We start from the raw sequence: 24,330 nt of genomic DNA, 5'->3' as shown, positions 1-24,330 counted from the left end.
CGATCCGGTCACGGCACCCGTCCGGCGCGCCCGGCCGGCGCTCAGTCCCGGCTCAGTCCTGGCTGCTGAAGGCGGCGTCGAAGGACGCCGTCGGGCGGTCCCACAGCAGCGAGCGCACGAAGCCGACGGCCTCGGCCGCGCCCTTGAGGCGGTCCATGCCGGCGTCCTCCCACTCCACGGAGATCGGGCCGGCGTAGCCGATGGCGCGCAGGGCGCGGAAGGAGTCCTCCCACGGCACGTCGCCGCGGCCGGTGGAGACGAAGTCCCACGAGCGGCGCGCGTCGCCCCACGGCAGGTGCGAGCCGAGGACCCCGGCGCGGCCGTTGGCCGGGCGCAGGCGCGTGTCCTTGCAGTCCACGTGGACGATGCGGTCGGCGAACTCGGTGATGAAGGCCACCGGGTCGATGCCCTGCCACATCATGTGGCTCGGGTCCCAGTTGAAGGCGAAGGCGTCGCGGTGCTCGAGGGCCTCGAGCGCGCGCACCGTCGACCAGTAGTCGTAGGCGATCTCGCTGGGGTGCACCTCGTGGGCGAAGCGCACGCCCTCGCCGTCGAAGACGTCGAGCACCGGGTTCCAGCGGCGCGCGAAGTCCTCGTACCCCTCCTCCATGACCGAGGCCGGGACGGGCGGGAACTGGGCGACGTAGGGCCAGATCTTCGAGCCCGTGAAGCCGACGACGACGTCGACGCCCAGGCGTCGCGCCGTCCGCGCCGTCAGCCGCATCTCCTCGGCGGCGCGCTGCCGGACGCCCTCGGCGTCGCCGTCGCCCCAGACCCGCTTCGGGACGATCGCCTCGTGGCGGAAGTCGATCGGGTCGTCGCAGACGGCCTGGCCGGAGAGGTGGTTGGAGATGGCCCACACCTGGAGGCCGTTGCGCTCGAGGATCTCCCGGCGCTCGGCGAGGTAGGCGTCGTCCTCGACGGCGCGCTGCACGTCGAGGTGCGGGCCGCAGGCGATCTCGAGGCCGTCGTAGCCCCACGAGGCCGCGAGACGCGCGACCTCCTCGAGCGGCAGGTCGGCCCACTGCCCGGTGAAGAGGGTGACGGGCTGGCCGGCGCCGGGGGCGCCGGTGGTGCTGTCGGTGGGCTCAGCGGTCACGAGGCGGCTCCTGCAGGGCTGGGGAGGGGGGCGGTGCGGGGCGCGGGCACGTCGACCCAGCCGCCCGAGCGGTGGGAGGCCAGGACGGCGGCGGTGAGGTCGACGGCGCGGGCGCCGTCGGCGGCGATGGGCAGCGCCTCGGGGGCGGCCCCGCGGGCGGCGGCGTGGGCGTCGGCGACGAAGGCGTCGAAGGCGTCCTGGTAGCCCTGCGGGTGCCCGGCCGGGACGGCGCACAGCCGGGCGGCGTCGGGCGCGAGCTGGTCGGCGTCGCGCGGCACGAGCAGGCTGCCGGAGCGCCGGCCGACCCACAGCCGCTCCGGGTCCTCCTGGTCGAAGGCCAGGCTCTCGGCCGAGCCCGCGACCTCGAGGTGGAGGCGGTTCTTGCGGCCCGGCGCCACCTGCGAGACGAGCAGCGTGCCGACGGCGCCGCCCGCCGTCCGGACGACGACGGCGGCGGCGTCCTCCGTCGCCACGTCGCGGTGCTGCGCGCGGTGCGGGTGGACGGTCGACAGCGTCGCCGCGAGGGAGGACACCCGGTCCCCCGTCACCGTCTCGAGGAGGTCGACGAGGTGGGAGCCGATGTCGGCGAAGGCCCGGCTGGGCCCGCCGCGCTCCGGGTCGACGCGCCAGTCGTCGTCCTCGGGGCCGAGCATCCAGTCCTGCAGGTAGGAGCCAGCGACGGTGAGGACGCGGCCGACCTCGCCGGAGCGCACCCGCGCCCGCGCCTCGCGGACCATCGGGTGGAAGCGGTAGACGAAGGGCACGGCGACGACGACGCCCGCGGCCGCCGAGGCGTCGACGACGGCCGCGGCCTCCTCGGGGCTCGTGGCCAGCGGCTTCTCGCAGACGACGTGCTTGCCGGCCGCGACGGCCGCGAGCACCTGCTCGGCGTGCAGCGCGTTGGGCGTGCAGACGTGGACGACGTCGACGGCGTCGTCCGCGAGCAGCTCCTCCAGCGAGCCGTAGGCCCGCTCGTGCCCGAGCGCCGCGGCGGCGCGCCGCGAGCCCTCGGGCGTCGAGGTCAGCGCGCCGACGAGCCGGGCGCGGGCCGTGCGCGCCGCCCGGGTGTGGACGGCCGCCATGAAGCCGCCGCCGACGACGGCAGCGCCGAGCGGGCCCCCGCTCCCGGCGTCGCCGGGGGCGGGGGCGGGGGCGGGGGCCTCGAGGAGAGGGCTCACGAGGTAAGGGTCCGCGCGGTCGGGTCGAAGTCCTCGGGCAGGGCCGGGGCGACGTCGACCGTCGTCGTCAGCTCGACGGGGGCGCCGTCGGTGGCGGCGCGCGTCGTCGAGACCATCGCGTCGAGCACGTGGAGCGCCAGGTCGCCCGAGGCGCGCTCGGGCACGCCCGCGCGGATGGCCCGGGCGAGCTCGAGGACGCCGGTGCCGCGCGTCGTCGTCGCACCGACCGCGGGCTCGGCGACGAGGTCCTCGTCGAGGCGGTGGACGCCGACCTCGCCCTCGAAGGTGTTGGGGTCGGGCACGACGAGCGTGCCCTCGGAGCCCGCGACCTCGAGCTGGGTGCGCTTGACGGCCGAGTCGAAGCTGAAGAGGGCGACGGCGCTGGCCCCGCCGGCGAACTCGTAGAGCGCGCTGACGTGCGTGGCGACCGTGACGTCGAACTGCTGGCCGGCCTTGGGGCCCGAGCCGATGGTCCGCACCGGGCGGGCGACCGAGGACGTCGCGCTGACGCGCCGGATCGGCCCGAGGAGCTGGACGAGCGCCGTCAGGTAGTAGGGGCCGATGTCGAAGAGCGGCCCGGCGCCCTCGGCGAAGAGGAAGGCCGGGTCCGGGTGCCACGACTCCGGGCCGGGGCCCTGGAAGAGCACCAGCGCCGACAGCGGGGCGCCGACGCGGCCGGACTCGAGCACGCGGCGCGTCGTCTGCAGGCCGGCGCCGAGGAAGGTGTCGGGCGCGGACGCCGCGCGCAGGCCCGCCGCGCGGGCGGCCTCGAGCAGGCGGCGGCCGCCCTCGAGGTCGAGGGCGAGGGGCTTCTCACCCCACACGTGCTTGCCGGCCGCGACGATCTGCAGTCCCACCTCGACGTGCACGGCGGGGATGGTGAGGTTGACGACGACCTCGACCTCGTCGTCGGCCAGCAGCTCGGCGACCGTGCCCGAGCGGGGGACGTCGAACTCGGCCGCGCGCTCGGCGGCGCGGTCGACGTCGAGGTCGGCGACCCAGCGGACGTCGAGGTCCGGGAACGCCGTGAGGTTGCCGAGGTACTGGCGGCTGATCGTCCCGGCCCCGACGAGCCCGACGACGACGGGGCCGGTGCGGGCGCCGTCCGTGGTCGCGGCGCTCACGCCAGGCCCTGCTCGCGCAGGAAGGCCGCGCTGTCGGCGACGGCCTGCAGGCGGTCCCCGCGGGAGTCGTCGAGCTCGACGACGCGCAGGGCGGTCGGGGCGGCGGCGACGATGTCGGCCACGGGCATGCGCCCCTGGCCGAGGGCCACCTGGTCGGCCGTGTCCGTCGAGACGGGACCGTCCTTGAGGTGCAGCGCGACGACGCGGCCGCCGAGGCGCTGCAGCAGCGCCACCGGGTCCTGCCCGCCGACGGCCACCCAGTAGGTGTCGACCTCGAGGCCGACGGCGTCGTCGAGGGAGTCGGCGAGGACCTCGAGGGCCGGGCGCCCGTCGATCACGCTCTCGAGCTCGTGCGCGTGGTTGTGGTACCCGACGGCGACGCCGTGCCGGGCGCCGACGACCGCGGCCGCGTTGAGCTCGGCGGCGACGGCGGCGACGTCGTCCGCGGTGCCCCAGCGGTCGGCGCCGACCATCGGCTCGACGACGCGCCCGATGCCGAGCGCCGCAGCGGCCGCGAAGACGGCGTCGAGCTCGTCCTCGGACAGCCCGACGAGGTGCTGGTGCGTCGTCGGGGCGCTCAGGCCGGTCTCGGCGAGGGCGCGGCCGAGGTCGGCGCCGCCCTCGCCGAAGGAGGTGAAGGAGAAGGGCTCGACCTGGGCGAAGCCGAGGTCGGCGAGCGCCCGGAGGGTCCCGGTGAGGTCCTCCTGCAGCCGCTCGCGCAGCGTGTAGAGCTGGACGGACAGCAGGCCGTCGGCGGTCGGTGCGGTGGTCACGGGTCTCCTCGTCGAGTCGCTGGACTTCTGCCAGCAGTCAAGCACAAGTCGGCCGGACGGCGACACCCTTCCGCCGTGCGGGCGGCCGTGCTGGTTGACTGCCCCCGTGACCGCAGGTGGCGCGCCGCAGGACGCCGGGGCCCTCGTGCCCCCCGGCGCCGCGCCCGTCCTGCGGCTGCTGCGCTCCGGGCCGCCGCGCACGCGCTCGGAGATCGCCGCCGAGACCGGCCTGGCCCGCTCGACCGTGCAGGCGCGCGTCGACCAGCTCGTCGCCGCCGGGCTCGTCGCCCCCGCGGGCGAGGCGCCGTCGACGGGCGGCCGGCCCCCCGCGCGGGTCGAGTTCCGGCCCGACGCGCGGGTCGTCCTCGCCGTCGACCTCGGGGCGGCGCACGGGTCGGTCGCCGTCGCCGACCTCGCCGGCCGGGCGCTCGGCAGCCGCTCGCGCGCCCTGTCGATCGCCGACGGCCCGGGCCCGGTGCTCGACTGGGTGGCCGAGGCCGCGGCGGAGCTGGTGGCGGAGCTCGGCGGCGGGAGCGCCGCCGGGAGCTCGGGGGTCCTCGGGGGCGCGGGCGTCGGCCTGCCCGGGCCCGTCGAGCACGCCACCGGCCGACCGGTGCGGCCGCCGATCATGCCGGGCTGGGACGGCGTGGACGTGCCCGGCGAGGTGCGCGCCCGGCTGGTCGCCCGGGGCCTCGCTCCTCCAGCCGACGACCTGGGCAGGGACGACCTGCCCGTCCTCGTGGACAACGACGTCAACCTCCTCGCCCTCGGCGAGCACGCGAGCAGCTGGCCGGCCGAGGAGGACCTGCTCTTCGTCAAGGTCGCCACCGGGGTCGGCGCCGGCGTCGTCAGCGGCGGCCGGCTGCAGCGCGGCGCGCAGGGCAGCGCCGGCGACCTCGGGGCCGTCCACGTCGCCGGGCCGGGCGGCGCCGGTGCCCCCGGGGCGCCCGACGACGGGACGACGCTCGAGGCGCTGGCCAGCGGCACCGCCGTCGCCGCGCGTCTGCGCGCGCAGGGGCGGGCGGCGCGGACGAGCCGCGACGTCGTCGCCCTCGTCCGCGCCGGCGACCCGCTGGCGCTCGACCTCGTGCGCCAGGCGGGCCGCGACCTCGGCGAGGTGCTCTCGACGTGCGTCAACCTGCTCAACCCCGGCGCGCTCGTCGTGGGCGGGTCGCTCGCCCTGGCGGGCGAGGACCTGCTCGCCGGCGTCCGCGAGGTCGTCTACCGGCGCTCGACGCCGCTGGCGACGCGGCACCTCACCATCGCGACGCCGCGCGCCGGGGCCGACGGCGCGCTGCTCGGAGCCGCGCTCGTCGTGGCGCAGCACCTGCTCGACCCGGCCTGACGGGCGCCGTCGCGCCCGGACAGCCCCAGGCGCGACCGGCGCTCCGGCCGCGCCGCGTCCGCCTCAGCGGGCGGCGTTCGCCGCGTCCGCGAGCGCGGGCAGGTCGGCCTCGTCGACGGGGAACCCCGGGAAGCGCGTGAGCCGCACGAGCGGGATCGCCCGCATCATCCGGCCGTGCTGCGCGTCGTCGAGCATCGCGGCGGCGTCGCCCAGGCGGGACCGCAGGTCGGGCCCGGCGACGGGGTGCTCGAGCCACGTACCCGCCTCGGACCGCGGGGTGAGGAGCGCCACGAGGTCCTCGCCCTCGACGTCGACGACCGCCCGCTGGCGGACGTCGCGCGAGGACGCGCCGACGCGGACCTCGTAGCGGCCGCCCTCGAGCACCCAGCGGCGGTGGACCTCGCTCCAGTGGCCGAGGTCGCGGGCCGACAGCGTGAGCGAGACCTGCTGCGCCGCACCGGGCTCGAGGTCGACGCGGGCGAAGCCGACGAGCTCCTGCTCCGGACGGAAGACGCCGGCGTCCTGCGGCGCCGCGTAGACCTGCACGACCTCGGCGCCGGCGCGGTCGCCGGTGTTCCTGACGGTGAGGGTGACCGCGACGCGCGCGTCCTGGCCCGCCCCGGTCGCGCGGACGGCGAGGTCGGTGTGCGCGAAGGTCGTGTAGGTCAGGCCGTGCCCGAAGGGGAAGGAGACGGGCGCGCGACGGGTGTCGTACCAGCGGTAGCCGATGAGCAGGCCCTCGCGGTAGCGGACGACCCCGCTGTCGCCGGGGAAGGCGCCGTACGCGGGGGTGTCCTCGATCCGCACGGGGACCGTCTCGGCGAGGCGCCCGGACGGCGAGACGGCGCCGTAGAGGAGGTCCGCCGTCGCCGCGCCGCCGGCCTGGCCGAGCAGCCAGCCCTCGAGCAGGGCGTCGGCGTGGTGCGCCCAGCCGTCGACCGCCACGGCCGACCCGTTGGAGAGCACGACGACGACGCGGTCGCAGACGCCGCGCACGGCCTCGAGGAGGGCGAACTGGCCGCCGGGGAGGTCGAGGTGCTCGCGGTCGTAGCCCTCGGACTCCCACGACGCGGGCAGCCCGAGGAAGAGGACGGCGACCTCGGCGCCGCGCGCGGCCCCGACGGCCTCGGCGACGAGCGCGTCGTCGGCCCCCTCGCCCTCCGCGGGCTCGGGGACGTAGCCGGCGGCGAAGACGACCTCGCGGCTCGTGCCCTCGCGCAGGGCGGTGAGGGCGTCGTCGAGGCGGGTCGGGCTGACCTGGCTGGAACCGGCGCCCTGGTAGCGCGGGCTGCGCGCCATCTCCCCGATGACGGCGATGCGACCACCGGTGGTCGGGTCGAGCGGCAGGACCCCGTCGTTGGCGAGCAGGACGGCGCTCTGCTGCGCCGCCTCGCGGGCGAGCGCGTGGTGGGCGTCGGCGTCGAAGGTCTGGCCGGGCGCCAGGGCCGGGAGCGCGCGCTCAAGCAGCTGCAGGTTCCGCCGGACGACGACGTCGAGCTCCTCCGTCGACAGGTGCCCGTCCGCGATCGCCTCCCGGATGCTCGCGTCCCCGGACCCGCCCGAGGCGGGCATCTCGAGGTCGAGGCCGGCCGCGACACCGCGCCACCGCTCGTCGACGGCGCCCCAGTCGGAGACGACGAGGCCCTCGAAGCCCCAGTCCTCGCGCAGCACCTGGGTGAGCAGCCACGGGTCCTGGCTCGCGTAGACGCCGTTGACCTTGTTGTAGGAGCACATGACGGTCCAGGGCTGCGCCTGCGTGACCACGCGCTCGAAGGCCGGCAGGTAGATCTCCCGCAGCGTCCGCTCGTCGACCTCGGCGGAGACGCTTATCCGCTCGGTCTCCTGGTTGTTGGCCGCGAAGTGCTTGAGCGAGGTGCCGACGCCGCGGCTCTGCACGCCCTGCACGAGCGCAGCGGCCAGCTCGCCGGCGAGCAGCGGGTCCTCGGAGAAGTACTCGAAGTTCCGGCCGCACAGGGGGCTGCGCTTCATGTTGACGCCCGGGCCGAGGAGGACGGCGACCTGCTCGGCGCGGCACTCGTCGCCGAGCGCGGCACCGACTCGGCGCAGCAGGTCGGGGTCCCACGTCGACGCCAGGCCAGCCGCGGGCGGGAAGCACGTGGCGGGCACGCTGTCGTTGAGCCCCACGTGGTCGGACTCGCCGGCCTGCTTGCGCAGGCCGTGCGGGCCGTCGGTGACCATGACCGCGGGCACGCCGAGGCGCTCGACGCCCTGGGTGTGCCAGAAGTCCGAGCCCGAGGCGAGGGAGACCTTCTCCTCGAGCGTGAGCTGGGCCATGACGGCGTCGACGTCGAACGGCTGCTCCTGCGGCGTGCTCACGGGGTCCTCCTGCTCGCGCGCCCCTGTGCGACTGGGTGGGGCGGGTCCTGTCGTGGGGCGGATCGGGTCGTGGGGTGGGTGCCCGGCCGGACGCTAGCGCCGTACCGTCAGCGGGGTGCTGCACCGCCATCCCCGCGTGACGTCCTTCGTCGCCCGCTTCCTCGTCATCGTCGTCGTCCTCGCGGTCGTCGACGCGCTGGCGCCGGGGCTCGGGACCGTCCTGCGCGTCGTCGTCGCCGTCGCCGCCAGCCTCGCCGTCGGCGCGCTCGTCGACCGGCACCTCGGCCTCACCGGCCGGCGCAACCCGGGGGACGGGCCGCCCGGGCAGCACTGACGGCCGACCCGGGTCGGCCTTCAGGCCCGCCCGACCGTCCGGAACCCGGCGTTGCCCATCGAGGAGTCGGGCGTGTTGGCCGAGCGCGCGCTGTTGCGGTAGCGGTTGCAGTAGGAGTCGTGGCACAGGTACGAGCCGCCGCGCATGACCCGCTGGCCGGTCTCGCGCTCGGGACCGCGGGGGTCGCGCCGCGGCGAGCGCGCGTAGTAGCCCGGGTCCGACCAGTCCGCGCACCACTCCCACACGTTGCCGACGGTCTGCCACAGGCCGTAGGCGTTGGGCGCGTAGGAGCGCACCGGCGACGTCGTGAGGAAGCCGTCCTCCTCGGTGTTGCGCACCGGGAAGTCGCCCTGCCAGATGTTGCAGGCCCACGCCGCGGGCAGCTCCTCGCCCCACGGGTAGCGGGCGCCGTCGACGCCGCCGCGGGACGCGCACTCCCACTGCGCCTCCGACGGCAGCGAGCGCCCCGCCCACGCGCAGTAGGCGACGGCGTCGTTCCAGCTGACGTGCGTGACGGGGTGCTCCTCGAGACCGTCGACGTCGGACAGCGGGCCGCCGGGATGGCGCCAGTCGGCGCCGCGGACGCCGAACCACCACGGCGTCTGCGCCGGGCGACCGAGGACGTCCTCGTCCCGCGCGGCGAGGGCGAGGTGGAAGACGGCGGAGAAGCCGAAGACCTCGGCCTCCGTGACGTGCCCGGTCGCGTCGACGAAACGCGCGAAGTCGGCGACGGTCACCGAGGTGACGTCGATCGAGAAGGCGTCGAGCTCGACGGCGTGGACGGGCGTCTCGCCGTCGCCGCGCCGACCGTCACCGCGGGCGTCGCCCATGGCGAAGACCTGCGCGGGGACGGCCGCCTGCTCCACGCGGTGCTCGCCCGCCCCGCGGCCGGGCGCCACCGCCGAGAGCGCGCCGCCGCCGACGGGCGGGCGCGGCGGCGCCTGGGTGGGCTGCACGACGTCGGCCGCGGACGGCGCGCAGCACGCGCTCCGGGGGGCGTCGTGGTCGGGTCCGGCCATCTCCTGGTCCTCCGGTCGTCGTCCGGCCCCGTCGGTGCTCGCGTCCGGGCTCACGTCCGGGCTCACGTCCGGGGTCATGCCGCGACCGCGCGGGCGACGACGAAGGCGAGCGCGGCGGCGCCCACGAGCACCAGCGCGGCCGTCAGCGCGGCGACCGCCGGGCCCGGCGACGGCAGGGCGCCCCCGTCGTCGGACACCAGCTCTCGGCTCACGCGGTGGTACTGCCCGGCGGCACCGAGGTAGGCGGCGCCGCACAGGACGAGACCGAGGAGGCCGACCACGGCGACCACCGGTCCCAGCACGGGCGCGACGAAGCGGACCACCGCCGCGCAGCCGACGGCGAGCGCGAGCGTCGTCCGCCGCCAGGCCAGGAGCGTGCGCTCGGGCTGCAGGCCCGGGTCGAAGAGGTCGTCGACGGGCGCCGCCCGGCTCACAGCAGCAGGCCCACGACGAGCAGGGCGCTCGCGAGCACCACGCCGCCCGCGACGACGGGTGCCAGCGAGGGGGCGGGCAGGGGCGTCGCCCGGCGCATGGCGATCTCCGCGCGCGCCCAGCCCAGCCACGCCTGGGCCGCCGACAGCAGGCCGAGGACGACGAAGACCACGGCGGAGGCCAGGCGCAGCATCGGGTCCACCGGCAGGGCCAGCGCCTCGAGGGCGACCCCGGCGGCCAGCAGGGCGAGCGACGTCCGCACCCACGCGAGGAAGGTGCGCTCGTTCGCGAGGCTGAAGCGGGGGTCCGGCTCCTCGCCGCGGCTGTAGACGCGACGAGGGAACCTCGTGCGCTCAGCCACCCGTCGTCCTCCTCGCTCGAACCGACCGTTCGACGTCCTCACCCTGCCACCCGTCGGCGTCCCGACCGGCACGGCCTCCGGGAGGGCCGGGCGCTACCCCTGCGCGACCCGCCCGTACCGCCGCGTCGCCGGCGCGGCGGTGACGCCGAAGGCGAGCGTGCTCACGGCGACGGCGAGCGACCCGGCCGCGAAGAGGCGCGGGTCGGCGACGCCCTCGTCGAGGCTGTAGGCGAGGTAGAAGACGGCGCTGACGCCCATCGGCCCGAACCAGCCCGCGAAGGCGGCGTCGCGCCGCGACAGGCCGAGGGGCCGGTGCAGCAGCAGGAGCGCCGGCAGGCGACGGACCAGCAGCACGGCGACGGCGAAGACGGCGGCGCACCAGCCGAGGTCGGCCCAGTCCGCCCACGGCAGCACGACGCCGAGCACGAGGAAGAAGGGCAGGACGGCGTAGCGGTTGACCGCCTCGTCGAGGGAGCTCTGCGGCTCGCGGTCCGACGTCGGCACCACCCGGTTGTAGGCGAGCCCCGCGACGAAGACGGCGAGGACGCCGTCGGCGCCCGCCACCCGCGCCACGCCCAGCACGGCGACGGCCAGGAGCAGCGTGATGACGAGGCGGGGGCCACCGGCGAGCGTGCGGTCGTCGTCCGCGCGCGGCACGAGGCGCCCGGCGAGCGTCCCCAGCACGACGCCGACGACGACGGCGACGACGACCTCGCGGACCGCGTCGCCGACCGCCGTCCCGAGGCCCTCGTCGGGCAGCACCGCAGCCAGGCCCAGGAGGACGAAGGGCAGGCCGAGGCCGTCGTTGGCGCCGCTCTCGCCGGTGAGCACCTGCCGCAGCCGCGCCGGGAGGTCCTGCTCGGCCGGCCCGCCGGAGACGACGGAGGACGCGAGGACGGGGTCGGTCGGGGACAGGCACGCGCCCACGAGCAGGGCGAGCCCGAGGGGCAGGCCCATGGCCAGCGCCGCCGCCCCGCTGAGGAGCATCGCGAGCGGCATGACGAGGACGAGCAGGAGGACGACCGGTCGCACGACCGACCGGAACCCGCTGAAGCGGAAGCGCAGCGCCGCGGCCATGACCGACCAGGCCAGCAGCAGGCGCGTTCCCTCGAGCAGCAGGGGGTCGCGGACGTCGTCGGGCACGACGACGAGCCCGAGGACCGCCGGGCCCGCGAGGACGCCGAGCACCAGCGCGACGAGCGGCTCGCTCACCGGCGAGCGGCGCACCACCGTGCTCAGCAGCGCCAGCGCGACGCCGACGACGCCCACCAGGGCGTAGACGAGGTGCAGCTGCTCCACGGGTCCCCCTCGGCGTCGACCGGCCGCCCGGGTGCTCGCGCGGCCCCCGCGATGGTGGTGGAGGAGCCCGGTGCGCGCAGCCCCGCGACGGCGCAGGGCCGGAGGGCCCTGGTCGGGCGGAGCCGGACGCCCGCCCGGAGCCCCTAGCCTGGACCCGTGATCGAGGCCAGGGGCTTGACCAAGCGCTACGGCGCGAAGACGGCGGTCGACGACCTCTCGTTCACCGTGCGGCCGGGCTCCGTCACCGGCTTCCTCGGGCCGAACGGCGCGGGCAAGTCGACGACGATGCGCCTGCTCCTCGGCCTCGACCGGCCGACGTCCGGCGAGGCGCTCGTCGGCGGCAAGCGTTACCACGAGCACCGGGCGCCGCTGCGCGAGGTCGGGGCGCTGCTCGAGGCGCGCGCCGTCCACCCCGGTCGCAGCGCCCGCGCGCACCTGCTCGCGCTGGCGCGCACGGAGGGCATCCCGGCCCGCCGCGTGGACGAGGTGATCGAGCTCGTCGGGCTCACCGGCGTCGCCCGCAAGCGCGTCGGCGGCTTCTCCCTCGGCATGGGCCAGCGCCTCGGCATCGCGACGGCACTGCTCGGGGACCCGGCCGTGGTCATGCTCGACGAGCCGGTCAACGGCCTCGACCCCGACGGCGTCCTGTGGATCCGCACCCTGCTCAAGGGCCTGGCCGCCGAGGGGCGCGCCGTCCTCGTCTCCAGCCACCTCATGAGCGAGATGGCGCAGACCGCCGACCACCTCGTCGTCGTCGGCCGCGGCCGGCTGCTGGCGGACACGAGCGTCACCGAGCTCACCGCCCGCACGCAGGACGCCGCCGTCACCGTGCGCTCGCCGCAGGCCGCGCGCCTCGCGGTGCTGCTGCGCGGCGTCGGGGCGCGGTCGGCCACCACGGGCGACGCCGACCGGCTCGAGGTGCACGGCGCCACCGCCGCGCAGGTCGGCGAGGTGGCGGGCCGCCACGGCGTCGTCCTCCACGAGCTGCACGCGCGGACCTCGACCCTCGAGGAGGCCTACATGGCCCTCACGCGCGACAGCCGCGAGTACCGCACCGACGACGAGGACCAGCCCGACGGGACCGCAGCCGAGGGAGCCGCACGATGAGCAGCACGAGCACGGCGGGCGGAGGGTCGCGCGGCACCCGCCGGGTCGCAGGGTCGCAGAGCACCGGGTCCGGCGGCGCGTCGCTGCCGCGGGTGGTCGGCGGCGAGTGGACGAAGCTCGCCACGCTGCGCTCCACGTGGGTCCTCGTGCTCGTCGTCCTGGTCCTCGGGATCGGCGTCGCCACGCTGTCCGGCTGGGGCGTGTCGCAGGCGCTCGAGGCCGCGGAGACGAGCGGGCAGGTGCCGCCCGGCGGTCCTCCCGGCGGCTTCCAGACCGGCCCGACGGGCCAGCTCGTGCCGATCCTGTCCTCCACGTCGCTCGCGGCGCTGCTCCTCGCCGTCCTCGGCGGCCTCGCCGTCACGGGCGAGTACGCCACCGGCACCATCACGGCGACGCTGACCGCCGTCCCCCGCCGCTGGCCCGTGCTCGCGGCGAAGGCGCTCGTGCTCCTCGTGCTCGCGGGCGTGGTCGCGCTGGTGGTCTCCTTCGCCGCACTGCTGCTCGGGGCGTCCTTCTTCCCCGAGGACGTGCGGGTCGGGCTCGGGGACGACGGCGTGCTCGGCGCCGTCCTCGCCAACGCGGCGGGGATGGTCGCGCTCGCGCTGCTGGGCCTCGGGGTCGGGGCGGTGCTCCGCAGCACCGCCGGCACCATCACGCTGCTCGTGGCGCTCGTCTTCGTCGCGCCGCCGCTGCTGCCCGTCTTCGGCGTCGACTGGCTGACGACGGCGTCGGAGCACACGCCCGTCTCGGCCGCGCTGTCCTTCGCCCAGCTCGACGGCTCGGCGCCGTACGGGTCGACGGCCGCGGTGCTCGTGCTCGTCGGCTGGGCCGTGGTCCCGCTCGTCGCCGGGCTCGTGCTGCTGCAGCGCCGCGACGCCTGAGCCGGAAGGCGACCTGCGCGACGGTCCTCCTCCGGCGACCACGAGGCCCTGACCTGCGGTGACGCTGCGCGAGCGCGCCTCGCGCAGGTCGCTGTGCGCGGACGGCTGCCGCCGGGGAGGACGAACCTCTCCGCTCGCGGCAGCGCGGGGCGCTGACCTGCGGTGACGTCCGCCGGGAGGTGACCTCGTCCTCCCCGGCGGCGCGCCTCAGGGGGCGGTCGGGCCCTCGACGGGGACGGGCGACCGGCGCCGAGCGGCGCGGCCGGGGCGCGCCGGGCGGGCGGCGCGGCCCTCGTCGGCGTTGACCGCGACGGCCCCGGCGACGATGAGCGCCCCGCCGAGCAGCTGCACCGGCACGGGGAGCTGGCCCAGCAGCACCCAGGCGACGAGCACGGCGAAGACGACCTCGGTGAGCCCGACGAAGGACGCCGTGCGCGAGCCGAGGCGCCGGGCGCCGGCCACGCCGGTGGCGTAGGCGACCGCGCCGGCCACGACGCCGAGCCCGAGGACCGCGACCCACCAGGGCACCTGAGCGCCGGCGAGCAGCACGTCGCCGCCCGAGACCGCGAGCGGCACGAGCCCCACGAGACCGGCCAGCCCGAGGACGGCGGCGCCGACGAGCAGGCCGCCGGTCGCGAGCACGAGCGGGGGCAGCCCCGCGCCGGGCCGGGCCGACAGCGCGAAGTAGGCCGCGAGGCCGCACGCCGCGAGCAGGGCCCACGCCACGCCGACCGGGTCCACGCGGACCGAGCCGGTGAGGTCGAGCACGAGGACGAGCCCGCCCAGCGCCAGGACCGTGCCGAGCGCCACGAGCGGGGAGGGCCGGCGGCCGCGCACCCACGCCAGGAGCACGAGGAGCGCCGGGGCGAGGTACTCCAGCAGCAGCGCGACGCCGACCGACACCGTCTGCACGGCGGTGAAGTAGGCGAGCTGGCACCCCGCCACGGCGATGACGCCGTAGGCGACGACGAGGCCGGCGTCCGCGCGCAGGAGGTGCCATCGCCCGCGGAGGACGAGCACCGCGGGCACGAGCAGGACCACGGCGCCGACGACCGCCCGCACGAGGACGGCGGCCCCCGGCGTCCAGCCCGCGTCGAGCAGGCCCTTGCCGAGGGTCCCGGAGGTGCCGAAGGCGAGCGCCGACAGCAGCGCGACGACGAGGCCGACGGCCCGGGTGCGGCCGCCGGCGGGCGCCGTCGTCGTGGGAGCGCTCATGCGATCCACCTCCTCCGCCGGTCAGAGCCGGCTCGTCATCAGTCATTGGTGCGTACGCTGGTGACGTTAGGTCCGACGACGTCAGGAGTCAACATGGTCTTCGCCCATGACACGGAGGTGTCGCTGACGACGGCGGCGGCGCTCGCCAACACCGCCTCCCCGGCGGCGCCCGGGCACCGGCGGGGGGGCGTCGACCAGCTGGCCACCCCCGGTGACCTCGACGCCTTCGTCGAGGAGTGGGACTACACGGGGTCGCGCACCCACGACGCCGCCGAGCTGGACGCCGTCAGGGCCCTGCGACCGCAGCTGCGGCGGCTGTGGACGGGCGAGGAGGAGGAGCAGGTCGCCGGCGTCAACGACCTCCTCGCCCGGGCGCGGGCCCTGCCGCAGCTCGTGCGCCACGACGGGTGGGACTGGCACCTGCACGCCACGACGCCGGACGCGCCCCTGGCCGAGCGGATGGCGGTCGAGGCGGCGATGGCGCTCGTCGACGTCCTGCGCTCGGGCGAGCGCTCGCGGCTGCGCACGTGCGCGGCGGAGGACTGCGACGACGTCCTCGTCGACCTCTCGCGCAACCGCTCCAAGCGCTTCTGCGACGGCGGGTGCGGCAACCGCGCCGCGGCTGCGGCGTACCGGGCGCGGGTGGCCGACCGGGGGTGATCGGCGCCGACCGGAACCGTCGTACCGGACGCGAACGGGGTTAGCGTCGTCGCGATCGGTCGACGGCGACCGGACGGGGAGGTGCGACATGACGACCCTCAGCCGCCGCGCCCTGCTGAGGGGAGGTGCGCTCGGCGCCGCCGGGCTCGCCGGCCTCGCGGGGTGCGGCACCGTCGGGACGGCGCCGGCAGCGACCGGCACGATCCCCCCGAAGGCACCCGGCGAGGTGGTGAGGCTGCAGTACTGGGCCTGGCTCAAGGACCTGCAGCAGGTGTGCGACGTGTGGAACGCGCAGCGGCCCGACATCCAGGTCGAGGCGGTCTGGATCCCGGGCGGCAACACGGGCGGCTACCAGAAGCTCTTCGCGGCCATCGCCGCGGGCAGCGGGCCCGACCTCGCCCAGGTCGAGATGCGCAACGTCCCGAGCTTCCTCCTGCAGAGCGGGCTCGTCGACGTCTCGCGCTACGGCTTCGGCGCCGTCGAGGACCGGTACGACCGGGCCCTCGTCGAGCAGGTGACCTTCCTCGACGGCGCGTGGGCCGTCCCCCAGGACTCCGGGCCGATGGCGACCTTCTACCGCCCCGACCTCCTCGAGGAGGTCGGCGCGGGGCCGCCGGCGACGTGGGCGGAGTGGCTGGACACGGCCCGGGCCGTCCACGAGGCGGACCCGGACCGCTGGCTGGAGAGCTTCCCCGTGGGCGACACCTCGGTCTTCCTCGCCTACGCGGCGCAGGCGGGCGCCGTGTGGTTCACGCCCGAGGACGACCGCTGGGTCGTGCGCATGACGGACGACGCGACGATGGCGGTCGCGCGCCACTTCGACACCGCCATCAGCGAGGGCGTCGTCAACACCGCGCTCGCCCCGTACTCCCCCGGCTGGTTCGCGGCGGTCGGCGACGGGCGCATCGCCGCGCTGACGAGCGGCTCGTGGGGCGACGCCCTGCTCGAGGGCGCCACGGGCGCCGCGGGCAAGTGGCGGGTCGCGCCCATGCCGGTGTGGGCCGACCTCCCCGGCAGCTACGGCTCCAGCTACCTCGGCGGGTCGACGGCCGCGCTCATGGCCGGGTCGGAGCACCCGCACGAGGCGCTCGAGTTCGCGACGTGGATGACGACGAGCCAGGAGGGCATCGACGCGATGATCCAGTACTCGGGCATCGGCTGGTCGCCCGCCACCGACTACATCGGCGCGGCCCGCCAGGAGGGCTCGGACTTCTTCGGCGGGCAGGCGTACGGCGCGGAGGTCTTCGCGCCGGCGGCGCAGGAGCAGAACCTCGACTGGACGTGGCCGCCCATCGCCCAGCAGGTCATGGACGGGCTCGGCGACCGCTTCCGCGGGGTGCTCACCGGCGGGACCACGATGGTCGACGCCGTCGCCGCCATGGAGGGCGAGGTCGTCGAGATCTTCCGCGAGAAGGGCCTGTCGGCCGAGGTGGCGTCGTGAGCACCCCGGCGCAGGCCCGCCCGGGCCGGGCCGGCGGGGGCACGGCCGGCGGGGGCCGCGGCCAGGGCCGGGCCACGGGCGGCCGGGGCCGCGCCAGCGCGGTCCGCCGGGCGCCCTGGATCCTCATGGCGCCGTTCCTCGCGCTCTTCGTCGTCGCCTTCCTGCTGCCCATCGTCTACGCGGTCGGGCAGAGCTTCACGCGCGTCGAGCGCAGCGGCCTCTTCGGCGAGGCCGGCACGACGTCGGGCTTCGGCGGCCTGGAGAACTACCGGCAGGCGCTGCAGGGCACGGCCTTCGTCGAGTCGGTCGGGCGGGTCCTGCTCTTCGGCGTCGTCCAGGTCACCGTCATGATCGTCATGGCCACGGTCCTGGCCCTGCTGCTCGAGTCGGCGTCGGCGAAGTGGCCCGGCGCCTTCCGGACGATGTACTTCCTGCCCTACGGCATCCCGGGCGTCATCGCGACCATCCTCTGGTCGTTCCTCTACGTGCCCGGCCTCTCGCCGATCGTCGACGTCGCCGGGGCGGTGGGCCTCCAGGTCGACTTCCTCGGCCCGACCACGGTGCTGTGGTCGATCGCCAACATCGTCACGTGGGCCTACGCGGGCTACAACATGCTCATCATCGTCGCCCAGCTGAAGTCCATCCCCGGCGAGCTCTACGAGGCAGCGCGCGTGGACGGCGCCGGGCCGCTGCGCATCGCGTGGTCGCTGCAGCTGCCGCTCATCCGTCCGGCGCTGCTGCTGGCGATCGTCTTCTCGATCATCGGGACGCTGCAGCTCTTCGCGGAACCGCAGGTGCTGCAGAGCGTCTCCACGGCGATCAGCAACGAGTACACGCCCAACCTGGCGGCCTACAACTCCGCCTTCAACAACAACGACTACGGCGTCGCGGCCGCGCAGTCCGTGCTCATCGCGCTCGCCGCCTTCGTCCTCTCCGGGCTGTTCCTGGCCCTCACCGCGAGGAAGGACCGGTCATGAGCGTCGCGCCTCCCCCCACCGGCCGCAGCCGCAGCACCGACCGCGCCGGCACGACCGCCCGCGCCGCCGAGGACGGCCCCACCGAGCGCACCGCCGGCCGGGTCGCCACTCCGACCGACGACACCGGCGGTCGCGAGGGCCGACGCCGCCGCCCGACGACGACCATCCTCGTGACGGCCGTCCTCGTCGTCGCGGCCGTGTACTTCCTCGTCCCCGTCTACTGGGTGCTCGTCGCCGCGACGAAGTCCACCGACGAGCTGTTCACGACGAGCGGCTTCTGGTTCTCCGGCTCCCCGCAGCTCTTCACCAACATCGGCAACGTCCTCACCTACGACGGCGGGATCTTCCTGCGGTGGCTGCTCAACAGCCTTCTGTACTCCGGCGTCGGCGCGGTGCTCGCGACCTACCTCGCCGCCGCCGCCGGGTACTCCCTCGGCATGTACCAGTTCAAGGGCAACGGGCTCATCCACGGCGTCGTGCTCGGCGGGGTGCTCGTGCCCGCCACGGCGACGGCGCTGCCGCTGTTCCTGCTCTTCAGCCAGGTCGGCCTGGCGAACACCTACTGGGGCGTGCTCATCCCCTCGCTGGTCTCGCCCTTCGGGGTCTTCCTGTGCCGGATCTACTCGAAGGCGGCGGTGCCCGTCTCCGTCGTCGAGGCCGCGCGCATCGACGGCGCCGGGGAGCTGAGGATCTTCCACGTGCTCGCGCTGCGGGCCATGGCGCCGGCGCTCGTCACGGTGCTGCTGTTCCAGACGATCGCCATCTGGAACAACTACCTGCTGCCGCTCGTGATGCTCGCCGACAGCCGGCTGTACCCCGCGACGCTGGGCCTGACGACGTGGCGCGGCCAGGTGGACCGTCTGCCAGAGTTCTACCAGCTCACCATCGGCGGCGTGCTGGTCTCGGTGGTGCCCCTCGTCATCTTGATGATCGTCCTGCAGCGCTTCTGGCGCGGCGGACTGACCGAAGGAGCCGTCAAGGCGTGACCTCCCCGCACCGCCCGCTGCCCGTCCCCGCTCTCCCCGCGCACCTGGAGAGCACCGCCCCGGGCAGCGGGCGGCGCTGCGCGCCCCGCGCGCGCGTCCGCACCGACGCCCCCGAGCTCGACCTCTCGGGCACCTGGCGCTTCCGCCTGTGGCCCACCGCCCTCGGCGGCGGCGAGGACGACGCCGCCCTGGCCGCGCTGTCCGAGCCGGGCGCCGTCCCGTCGAGCGGTGCGGCGGAGGGCTGGGACGACCTGCCCGTGCCCTCCCACTGGGTGATGCACGGCGACGGCCGGTACGGGCGCCCCTGGTACACGAACGTCGTCTACCCCTTCCCCGTCGACCCGCCGCACGTGCCGACGGAGAACCCGACGGGCGACCACCTGCGCTCCTTCACGGTGCCGGACGAGGACGCGTGGACCGGGGCCGAGCGCCACGTGCTGCGCCTCGACGGCGTCGAGAGCGCCTGGCGCGCCTGGCTCAACGGCGTCGAGGTGGGCACCGGCACCGGCAGCCGCCTGCAGCAGGAGCTCGACGTCACGGGGCTCGTGCGCCCCGGCGAGAACGCCCTGCTGCTGCGGGTGCACCAGTGGTCGGCGGCGACGTACCTCGAGGACCAGGACCAGTGGTGGCTGCCCGGCGTCTTCCGTGAGGTCGCGCTGCTCGCCCGGCCCGCCGGGGCGCTCGACGACGTCGCCCTCGACGCCGGCTACGACCACCGCACCGGCGCGGGGCGCCTCGACGTCCGCGTCACGGCGGGGGCGGACGCCTACCCCGTCGTCCTGCGCGCGCCCGAGCTCGGCGTCGAGGTGACGTGGGAGAGCGCGGACGACGTCGCGCCCGTCGACGTCGACGCCGTCGAGCCGTGGAGCGCCGAGGTGCCGCGCCTCTACGACGTCGAGGTGTCCTCGCGCGGCGAGACCGCCTCCCTGCGCGTCGGCTTCCGCACCGTGGAGATCGCCGGCGACCAGTTCCTCGTCAACGGCCGCCGCGTCGTCTTCCGCGGCGTCAACCGCCACGAGGTGGCCGCCGACCGCGGCCGGGTCTTCGACGAGGCGCACGCCCGCGAGGACCTCGCCCTCATGAAGCGGCACGGGGTGGACTCGATCCGCACGAGCCACTACCCGCCGCACCCGCGACTGCTCGACCTCATGGACGAGATGGGCTTCTGGGTCGTCCTTGAGAACGACCTCGAGACCCACGGCTTCGAGCTGACCCCCGGCGCGCCGTGGCGCGGCAACCCCAGCGACGACCCGGCGTGGGAGGAGGCCTACCGCGACCGCGTGGCCCGCACCGTCGAGCGCGACCGGAACCACGCCTGCGTCGTCCTGTGGAGCCTCGGCAACGAGGCCGGCACCGGGCGCAACCTCGCCGCGGCGGCCGCGGAGATCCGCCGTCGGGACACCACCCGGCCCATCCACTACGAGGGCGACCACACGGCGGCCTACACCGACGTCTACAGCCGCATGTACCCGACGCTCGAGGAGGTCGAGGCCATCGGCTCCGGCGTCGGACCGGTGCGCTGGACGACGCCCGCGCAGGCCGCGGCGGTGCGCGCTCAGCCCTTCCTCATGTGCGAGTACGTGCACGCCATGGGCAACGGGCCCGGCGCCGTCGCCGAGTACGACGCGCTGACGTGGCGCCACCCGCGCGTCCACGGCGGCTTCGTGTGGGAGTGGCGCGACCACGGGCTCGCGCACCGCACCGAGGACGGCACCCCCTTCTTCGCCTACGGCGGCGACTTCGGCGAGCCGATCCACGACGGCAACTTCGTCACCGACGGGCTCGTGCTCTCCGACGGGACGCCCTCGCCCGGCCTCGCCGAGTGGGCGGCCGTCGTCGGCGCCGTGCAGCTGGCGCTCCACCCGGCCGGCCCCGGGGCCGGGCCGCTGCTGGAGGTCACCAACCGCCGCCACACGGCCAGCACGGCCGACCTCGCGCTGTCCTGGCGCGTCGAGCGCGACGGCGAGGTCGTCGCGTCCGGGGACCTCGAGGCGGCGCCGGTCGCGGCCGGCGGCGGCGCGGTGCTCGGGCTGCCCGACCCGGCCGCCGCGGCGGGGCCGACGCCGGCGGGCGCGGAGGACTGGCTCGTCGTGGAGGCCGCGCTCGCCGCGGCCACGGGCTGGGCCGACGCCGGGCACGTCGTCGCCCGCGCGCAGCTCGACGTGACGCCGCCGCGGGCCCTGGCGCCCGCACGCCCGGCGGGCGCCCCCGTCGTCGTCGCGGACGACGGGCTCACCGCCCGGGTCGGCGACGCCGTCCTCGACCTGCGCACCGGGCGGCTGGTGGCCGTGGGCGACCTGCCCGTCGACGGGCCGCAGCTCGAGCTCTTCCGCGCCCCCACGGACAACGACCGCGGAAGCACCCCCCACGGCTACGAGGACGTCTCCCCCGCCGAGAGCGCCGGCGAGGGCACGGACCACCCGTCGTCCGCCGAGCGCTGGGCCGCGCTGGGGCTGCACCTGCTGCAGCACCGCGTGCGGTCCGTCGACGTCGGCGAGCGCGAGGTCGTCGTCCGCTCGCGGGCGGGGCTGCCGAGCACGGACCTCGGCGTCGACGTCTCCTACCGCTGGTCGGCGAGCGCGGACGGCGCGGCCGAGCTCGCCGTCGAGGTCTCGCCCACGGGCCCGTGGACGGGCACCTGGCCGCGGGTCGGGGTGCGCCTCGACCTGCCGGCCTCGGTCGGGACGGCGACGTGGTTCGGCACCGGGCCGGAGGAGTCCTACGTGGACTCGGCCCGCGCGGCGGTCGTCGGGGCCTTCACCCGCCCCGTCGACGACCTCGTCGTCGCCTACAGCCGGCCCCAGGAGAGCGGCCACCGCCCCGACCTGCGGTGGGCGCAGCTGACGGGCGCCGAGGGCGGCCTGCACGTGGCCTCGCTCGCCGACCGCCCGGGCGAGGCCCGGGTCGGTTTCACGGCCCGGCGCTGGACGCCGCAGGAGCTGGCGGCGGCCGCGCACGACCACGAGCTCCCCGCCTCGGACCGCGTCGTGCTGCACCTCGACGCCGCGCAGCACGGGCTCGGCTCGCGGGCCTGCGGGCTCGACGTCCTGCCGCAGCACCAGCTGCGGCCCTCGGCGAGGGCTTTCCGCGTGGCGCTGCGGGCGGTGCCCCGGGACTGAGCCCTCGGTGCCCGGCGCACCGACCCGAGAGCACGTCGCCCCACCAGCCCGCCAGGGCGATGTGTGGCCATGTCGCCCCGCTCGCGACCGGGAGGGGGCGACATGGCCACACGTCGCCCCCTGAGGAGGGGGCGGGGTGGGGCGGGGCGCTTCCTCCGCGTCCTGCCGGTCGCTGCGCGTCGCCGACGGCGCACCGCCTCGCCGGGGGTCGGCGGGTGGGGCACGGTGAGGGCGTGAGCACCGTGGAGATCGCCCTCACCACCCCCGACCTCGAGCGCCTGGCCGCCTTCTACGCGGGCGTCCTCGGCGCCGACCCCGTCGGGCGCACGCCCGAGGACGGCCCGGCGGTGGCCGTCACCTTCGACCTCGACGGCGTCGCGCTGAGCCTCGTCGCCGAGGACGGCGCCGAGCCCGGGGCGGGACGGACCGTGCTGACGCTCGGGGTCCGCGACGTGGCGGCGGCCGTCGGCCGGGCGGTCGACCTCGGCGGCGCGGTGCTCGCCGAGCCGCAGGACGTCTCCTGGGGCCAGCGCGTGGCCTCGGTCCAGGACCCGGACGGCGCCGCCCTCACGCTGGCCCAGGACCTCTGAGGCGGAGCGGCCGCTGGGTCGGGGCGGCCCGCCGGACGTCGCCCGCGGTCAGCGCCCCGCGGGCGCGGAGACCCAGACCGCCGTGCTGGCGGGCAGGCTCACCCAGCCGTCGCCGGCGGTGACCGAGCCCTCCGAGGCGAGGAGGACCTCGCCGTCGCACGGGACGGCGACGGCCTCGTGGCCCATGTTCACCCAGCAGGAGACGCGCCCGGTGGTGTCGTCGCCGCGGTGGACGACGAGGACGTCGCCCCGCCGCTCGAGGGAGGCCGGGCCGCGGCCGAGGGCGCGCAGCTCGCGGCGCAGGACGAGGGCGGTGCGGTACAGGGTCAGCGTCGACGCCGGGTCGGCCCCCTGCCGCTCGACGGACAGCTCCTCCCAGCGGGCCGGCTGGGGCAGCCACGGCTCCACGGAGGAGCCCTCGCCGGAGAAGCCCGCCGCGGGGCCGGTCGTCCACGGCAGGGGGATGCGGCACCCGTCGCGACCGGCGCGCAGCCCGCCCGAGCGGAAGAAGATCGGGTCCTGCTTGGCCTCGTCCGGGACGACGACCTGCGGCAGGCCCAGCTCCTCGCCGGCGTAGAGGTACGGCGAGCCGGGCAGCGCGAGCACGAGCATCGCGGCCGAGCGGGCCCGGGAGAGGCCGTGCGCGCCGCCGCCGAAGCGGGTGACCTGGCGGTCCTTGTCGTGGTTGCCGAGCACCCACGAGACGGGCGCGCCGACGCGCTCGAACGCCGTCAGGGCCGAGCAGACGCCCTCGGCGAAGGCGGCGGCGTCCCACGGCGACTTGAGCAGACGGAAGGCGAAGGACTGGTGCATCTCGTCGGGCCGGACGTAGGCGGCGACCCGGTCGAGGTCGGCGAGGCAGACCTCCCCGACGAGCATCCGCTTCCCCGGGTACGAGTCCACAAGCGCGCGCCAGCGCCGCCAGACGGCGTGGACCTCCGGCTGGTCCCAGGTGTGGCGCTGCTCGTCGCCGTGCCCGAAGAGCGTCGGCGAGTAGGTGCCCGGGTTGTCACGCAGGCCGGCGTCCTTGAAGAGGCCGTAGGCGACGTCGACGCGGAAGCCGTCGACACCCAGGTCGAGCCAGAAGCGGAGGGTCTCCTCGAAGTCCTCCGCGACGGACGGCTCGCGCCAGTCGAGGTCGGGCTGCTCGGGGGAGAAGAGGTGGAGGTACCAGCGGCCGTCCGGCGTGCGCGACCACGCGCTGCCGCCGAAGAGGCTGCGCCAGTTGTTCGGCGGCTCCTCCGAGGGAGGCGCGAAGACGTACTTGCGGGCGTGCGGGCCGTCCGGGTCGGCGAGCGCCGCTCGGAACCACGGGTGCTGGTCGGAGGTGTGGTTGGGGACGACGTCGAGCAGCACGCGCAGGCCCACGGCGTGGGCGTCCTCGACGAGCAGGCGCACGTCCTCGACGTCGCCGAGCTCGGGGTCCACGGAGCGGTAGTCGCAGACGTCGTAGCCGCCGTCGGCCCCGCCGGAGGGGTAGTGCGGGGTGATCCAGAGCGCGTCGACGCCCAGCCAGGCGAGGTGCGTCAGCCGCGACCGCAGGCCGGCGAGGTCGCCCACGCCGTCGCCGTCGCCGTCGGCGAAGGAGCGCAGGTACACCTGGTAGACGACGGCGTCGCGCCACCAGGCGTCCTCGACGCCCGGGGCCAGGTCGGGGCGGGGGCTCGAGGCCGGGGCGGCGCTGCAGCTCTGGCGCTGCTGCGGCAGGCGTCGCGTGGCGTTCGCGGGAGCGGCGGTCTGGGCCATGCGGGTGTATCGGCGGGCGGGTCGCCCTCCTTCACCCCTGTCGTCAGCCCCGGGGAGGTCCGGCCCGGGGGCCCGGCTCGCGGGGGCGGCGTCGGGGCCGGACGGGTCCGGCGGGGGCGGCGCAGGCGAGGGCACAGGCGCTCCAGGAGGGTGTCGAGGGCGGTGGAGACTCACCGTCGACCCTCCGTGTCGGTTTCAACTAGACCACGGGAGGCGTCGCGGCGACAGCCCGGCCGGCCGTTCCGCGGCCGCACCGGCCCGGCCGGGCTCGGGGCCTGACCGCGCCCCGCCGTGACGGACCAACCCT

Annotated in this window: 21 protein-coding genes; 10 read left to right on the top strand and 11 right to left on the bottom strand. The window is 76.4% G+C overall.

From position 1 onward, the window contains the following. Window positions 1–52: 52 nt before the first annotated feature. The 4 genes from Q0789_RS11175 to Q0789_RS11160 are packed head-to-tail and all read right to left on the bottom strand — an operon-like array spanning window position 53 to window position 4,174. Window positions 53–1,099, bottom strand: coding sequence for a sugar phosphate isomerase/epimerase (locus tag Q0789_RS11175; RefSeq protein WP_298805152.1), 1,047 nt, complete (start codon window positions 1,097–1,099; stop codon window positions 53–55). After that, a complete protein-coding gene (locus Q0789_RS11170; protein ID WP_298805150.1) occupies window positions 1,096–2,277 on the bottom strand; it encodes a Gfo/Idh/MocA family oxidoreductase in 1,182 nt (393 codons plus the stop codon). The genes Q0789_RS11175 and Q0789_RS11170 overlap by 4 nt, the downstream gene beginning before the upstream one ends. After that, on the bottom strand, window positions 2,274–3,401 hold the full coding sequence (locus tag Q0789_RS11165) for a Gfo/Idh/MocA family oxidoreductase (protein WP_298805148.1): 1,128 nt from the start codon (window positions 3,399–3,401) through the stop codon (window positions 2,274–2,276). Before Q0789_RS11165 ends, Q0789_RS11170 begins: the two co-directional genes overlap by 4 nt. Then, window positions 3,398–4,174, bottom strand: a complete 777-nt coding sequence (locus Q0789_RS11160) for a sugar phosphate isomerase/epimerase (RefSeq protein ID WP_298805146.1) — start codon at window positions 4,172–4,174, stop codon at window positions 3,398–3,400. The genes Q0789_RS11165 and Q0789_RS11160 overlap by 4 nt, the downstream gene beginning before the upstream one ends. Window positions 4,175–4,280: 106 nt before the next feature. On the opposite strand from Q0789_RS11160, the gene Q0789_RS11155 reads away from it, so the two are divergent. Next, on the top strand, window positions 4,281–5,519 hold the full coding sequence (locus tag Q0789_RS11155) for an ROK family transcriptional regulator (RefSeq protein ID WP_298805144.1): 1,239 nt from the start codon (window positions 4,281–4,283) through the stop codon (window positions 5,517–5,519). A 63-nt stretch (window positions 5,520–5,582) separates the two neighbouring features. Here the strand turns inward: Q0789_RS11155 and Q0789_RS11150 are convergent, their stop codons facing one another. Continuing rightward, a complete protein-coding gene (locus Q0789_RS11150) occupies window positions 5,583–7,814 on the bottom strand; it encodes a glycoside hydrolase family 3 C-terminal domain-containing protein (RefSeq protein WP_366917725.1) in 2,232 nt (743 codons plus the stop codon). Between the two features lie 157 nt (window positions 7,815–7,971). Between Q0789_RS11150 and Q0789_RS11145 the strand changes: the two genes are divergently transcribed. Further along, window positions 7,972–8,190 carry a hypothetical protein gene (locus Q0789_RS11145; protein WP_298805140.1) on the top strand — a complete coding sequence of 73 codons (219 nt, stop codon included), beginning with the start codon at window positions 7,972–7,974 and terminating at the stop codon, window positions 8,188–8,190. Window positions 8,191–8,210: 20 nt separating this feature from the next. Here the strand turns inward: Q0789_RS11145 and Q0789_RS11140 are convergent, their stop codons facing one another. The 4 genes from Q0789_RS11140 to Q0789_RS11125 form a co-directional block, all read right to left on the bottom strand. Next, window positions 8,211–9,209 (bottom strand): formylglycine-generating enzyme family protein, encoded by a 999-nt coding sequence (locus Q0789_RS11140; protein ID WP_298805138.1) that lies wholly within the window; start codon window positions 9,207–9,209, stop codon window positions 8,211–8,213. Between the two features lie 74 nt (window positions 9,210–9,283). Then, complete coding sequence (locus Q0789_RS11135; protein WP_298805136.1) at window positions 9,284–9,643, bottom strand: DUF202 domain-containing protein; 360 nt, start codon at window positions 9,641–9,643, stop codon at window positions 9,284–9,286. Continuing rightward, window positions 9,640–10,002: a DUF202 domain-containing protein gene (locus tag Q0789_RS11130; RefSeq protein ID WP_298805133.1), complete on the bottom strand. Its 363-nt coding sequence runs from the start codon at window positions 10,000–10,002 to the stop codon at window positions 9,640–9,642. Before Q0789_RS11130 ends, Q0789_RS11135 begins: the two co-directional genes overlap by 4 nt. 93 nt (window positions 10,003–10,095) lie before the next feature. Next, window positions 10,096–11,301 (bottom strand): cation:proton antiporter, encoded by a 1,206-nt coding sequence (locus Q0789_RS11125; RefSeq protein ID WP_298805131.1) that lies wholly within the window; start codon window positions 11,299–11,301, stop codon window positions 10,096–10,098. Between the two features lie 156 nt (window positions 11,302–11,457). Here Q0789_RS11125 and Q0789_RS11120 point away from each other — a divergent pair, with 156 nt between their 5' ends. Continuing rightward, window positions 11,458–12,408 carry an ABC transporter ATP-binding protein gene (locus tag Q0789_RS11120; protein WP_298805129.1) on the top strand — a complete coding sequence of 317 codons (951 nt, stop codon included), beginning with the start codon at window positions 11,458–11,460 and terminating at the stop codon, window positions 12,406–12,408. Then, window positions 12,405–13,289 (top strand): ABC transporter permease subunit, encoded by an 885-nt coding sequence (locus tag Q0789_RS11115; protein WP_298805125.1) that lies wholly within the window; start codon window positions 12,405–12,407, stop codon window positions 13,287–13,289. Before Q0789_RS11120 ends, Q0789_RS11115 begins: the two co-directional genes overlap by 4 nt. A 207-nt stretch (window positions 13,290–13,496) precedes the next feature. Here the strand turns inward: Q0789_RS11115 and Q0789_RS11110 are convergent, their stop codons facing one another. Further along, complete coding sequence (locus tag Q0789_RS11110) at window positions 13,497–14,504, bottom strand: EamA family transporter (RefSeq protein WP_298805123.1); 1,008 nt, start codon at window positions 14,502–14,504, stop codon at window positions 13,497–13,499. 93 nt (window positions 14,505–14,597) lie between these two features. Here Q0789_RS11110 and Q0789_RS11105 point away from each other — a divergent pair, with 93 nt between their 5' ends. From Q0789_RS11105 to Q0789_RS11080, 6 genes are all read left to right on the top strand, one after another. Next, window positions 14,598–15,164, top strand: coding sequence for a CGNR zinc finger domain-containing protein (locus tag Q0789_RS11105; protein WP_298805121.1), 567 nt, complete (start codon window positions 14,598–14,600; stop codon window positions 15,162–15,164). Between the two features lie 88 nt (window positions 15,165–15,252). Next, a complete protein-coding gene (locus tag Q0789_RS11100) occupies window positions 15,253–16,605 on the top strand; it encodes an extracellular solute-binding protein (protein WP_298805119.1) in 1,353 nt (450 codons plus the stop codon). Window positions 16,606–16,730: 125 nt separating this feature from the next. After that, window positions 16,731–17,582: a sugar ABC transporter permease gene (locus tag Q0789_RS11095; RefSeq protein WP_366917724.1), complete on the top strand. Its 852-nt coding sequence runs from the start codon at window positions 16,731–16,733 to the stop codon at window positions 17,580–17,582. Further along, window positions 17,579–18,568: a carbohydrate ABC transporter permease gene (locus tag Q0789_RS11090; protein WP_298805114.1), complete on the top strand. Its 990-nt coding sequence runs from the start codon at window positions 17,579–17,581 to the stop codon at window positions 18,566–18,568. The genes Q0789_RS11095 and Q0789_RS11090 overlap by 4 nt, the downstream gene beginning before the upstream one ends. Then, window positions 18,565–21,687 (top strand): glycoside hydrolase family 2 TIM barrel-domain containing protein, encoded by a 3,123-nt coding sequence (locus tag Q0789_RS11085; protein WP_298805112.1) that lies wholly within the window; start codon window positions 18,565–18,567, stop codon window positions 21,685–21,687. Before Q0789_RS11090 ends, Q0789_RS11085 begins: the two co-directional genes overlap by 4 nt. 233 nt (window positions 21,688–21,920) lie before the next feature. Then, window positions 21,921–22,277, top strand: a complete 357-nt coding sequence (locus tag Q0789_RS11080; RefSeq protein WP_171203360.1) for a VOC family protein — start codon at window positions 21,921–21,923, stop codon at window positions 22,275–22,277. A 48-nt stretch (window positions 22,278–22,325) separates the two neighbouring features. On the opposite strand, the gene Q0789_RS11075 is transcribed toward Q0789_RS11080, so the two are convergent. Next, window positions 22,326–24,023 carry a glycoside hydrolase family 13 protein gene (locus tag Q0789_RS11075; RefSeq protein WP_298805108.1) on the bottom strand — a complete coding sequence of 566 codons (1,698 nt, stop codon included), beginning with the start codon at window positions 24,021–24,023 and terminating at the stop codon, window positions 22,326–22,328. Between the last annotated feature and the right edge of the window lie 307 nt (window positions 24,024–24,330).

Source organism: uncultured Pseudokineococcus sp., assembly GCF_947499845.1.
GTDB lineage: Bacteria > Actinomycetota > Actinomycetes > Actinomycetales > Quadrisphaeraceae > Pseudokineococcus.
The sequence above is the reverse complement of the archived record's forward strand: the minus strand, read 5'-3'. Positions and strand labels throughout refer to the sequence as shown.

What these genes read in the sequence shown, in the direction of transcription:
- Q0789_RS11150 (WP_366917725.1), bottom strand. Translation starts at nt 7,814, where the DNA reads ATGGCCCAGCTCACGCTCGAGGAGAAGGTCTCCCTCGCCTCGGGCTCG.
- Q0789_RS11140 (WP_298805138.1), bottom strand. Translation starts at nt 9,209, where the DNA reads ATGGCCGGACCCGACCACGACGCCCCCCGGAGCGCGTGCTGCGCGCCG.
- Q0789_RS11115 (WP_298805125.1), top strand. Translation starts at nt 12,405, where the DNA reads ATGAGCAGCACGAGCACGGCGGGCGGAGGGTCGCGCGGCACCCGCCGG.
- Q0789_RS11110 (WP_298805123.1), bottom strand. Translation starts at nt 14,504, where the DNA reads ATGAGCGCTCCCACGACGACGGCGCCCGCCGGCGGCCGCACCCGGGCC.
- Q0789_RS11105 (WP_298805121.1), top strand. Translation starts at nt 14,598, where the DNA reads ATGGTCTTCGCCCATGACACGGAGGTGTCGCTGACGACGGCGGCGGCG.
- Q0789_RS11100 (WP_298805119.1), top strand. Translation starts at nt 15,253, where the DNA reads ATGACGACCCTCAGCCGCCGCGCCCTGCTGAGGGGAGGTGCGCTCGGC.
- Q0789_RS11095 (WP_366917724.1), top strand. Translation starts at nt 16,731, where the DNA reads ATGGCGCCGTTCCTCGCGCTCTTCGTCGTCGCCTTCCTGCTGCCCATC.
- Q0789_RS11090 (WP_298805114.1), top strand. Translation starts at nt 17,579, where the DNA reads ATGAGCGTCGCGCCTCCCCCCACCGGCCGCAGCCGCAGCACCGACCGC.
- Q0789_RS11075 (WP_298805108.1), bottom strand. Translation starts at nt 24,023, where the DNA reads ATGGCCCAGACCGCCGCTCCCGCGAACGCCACGCGACGCCTGCCGCAG.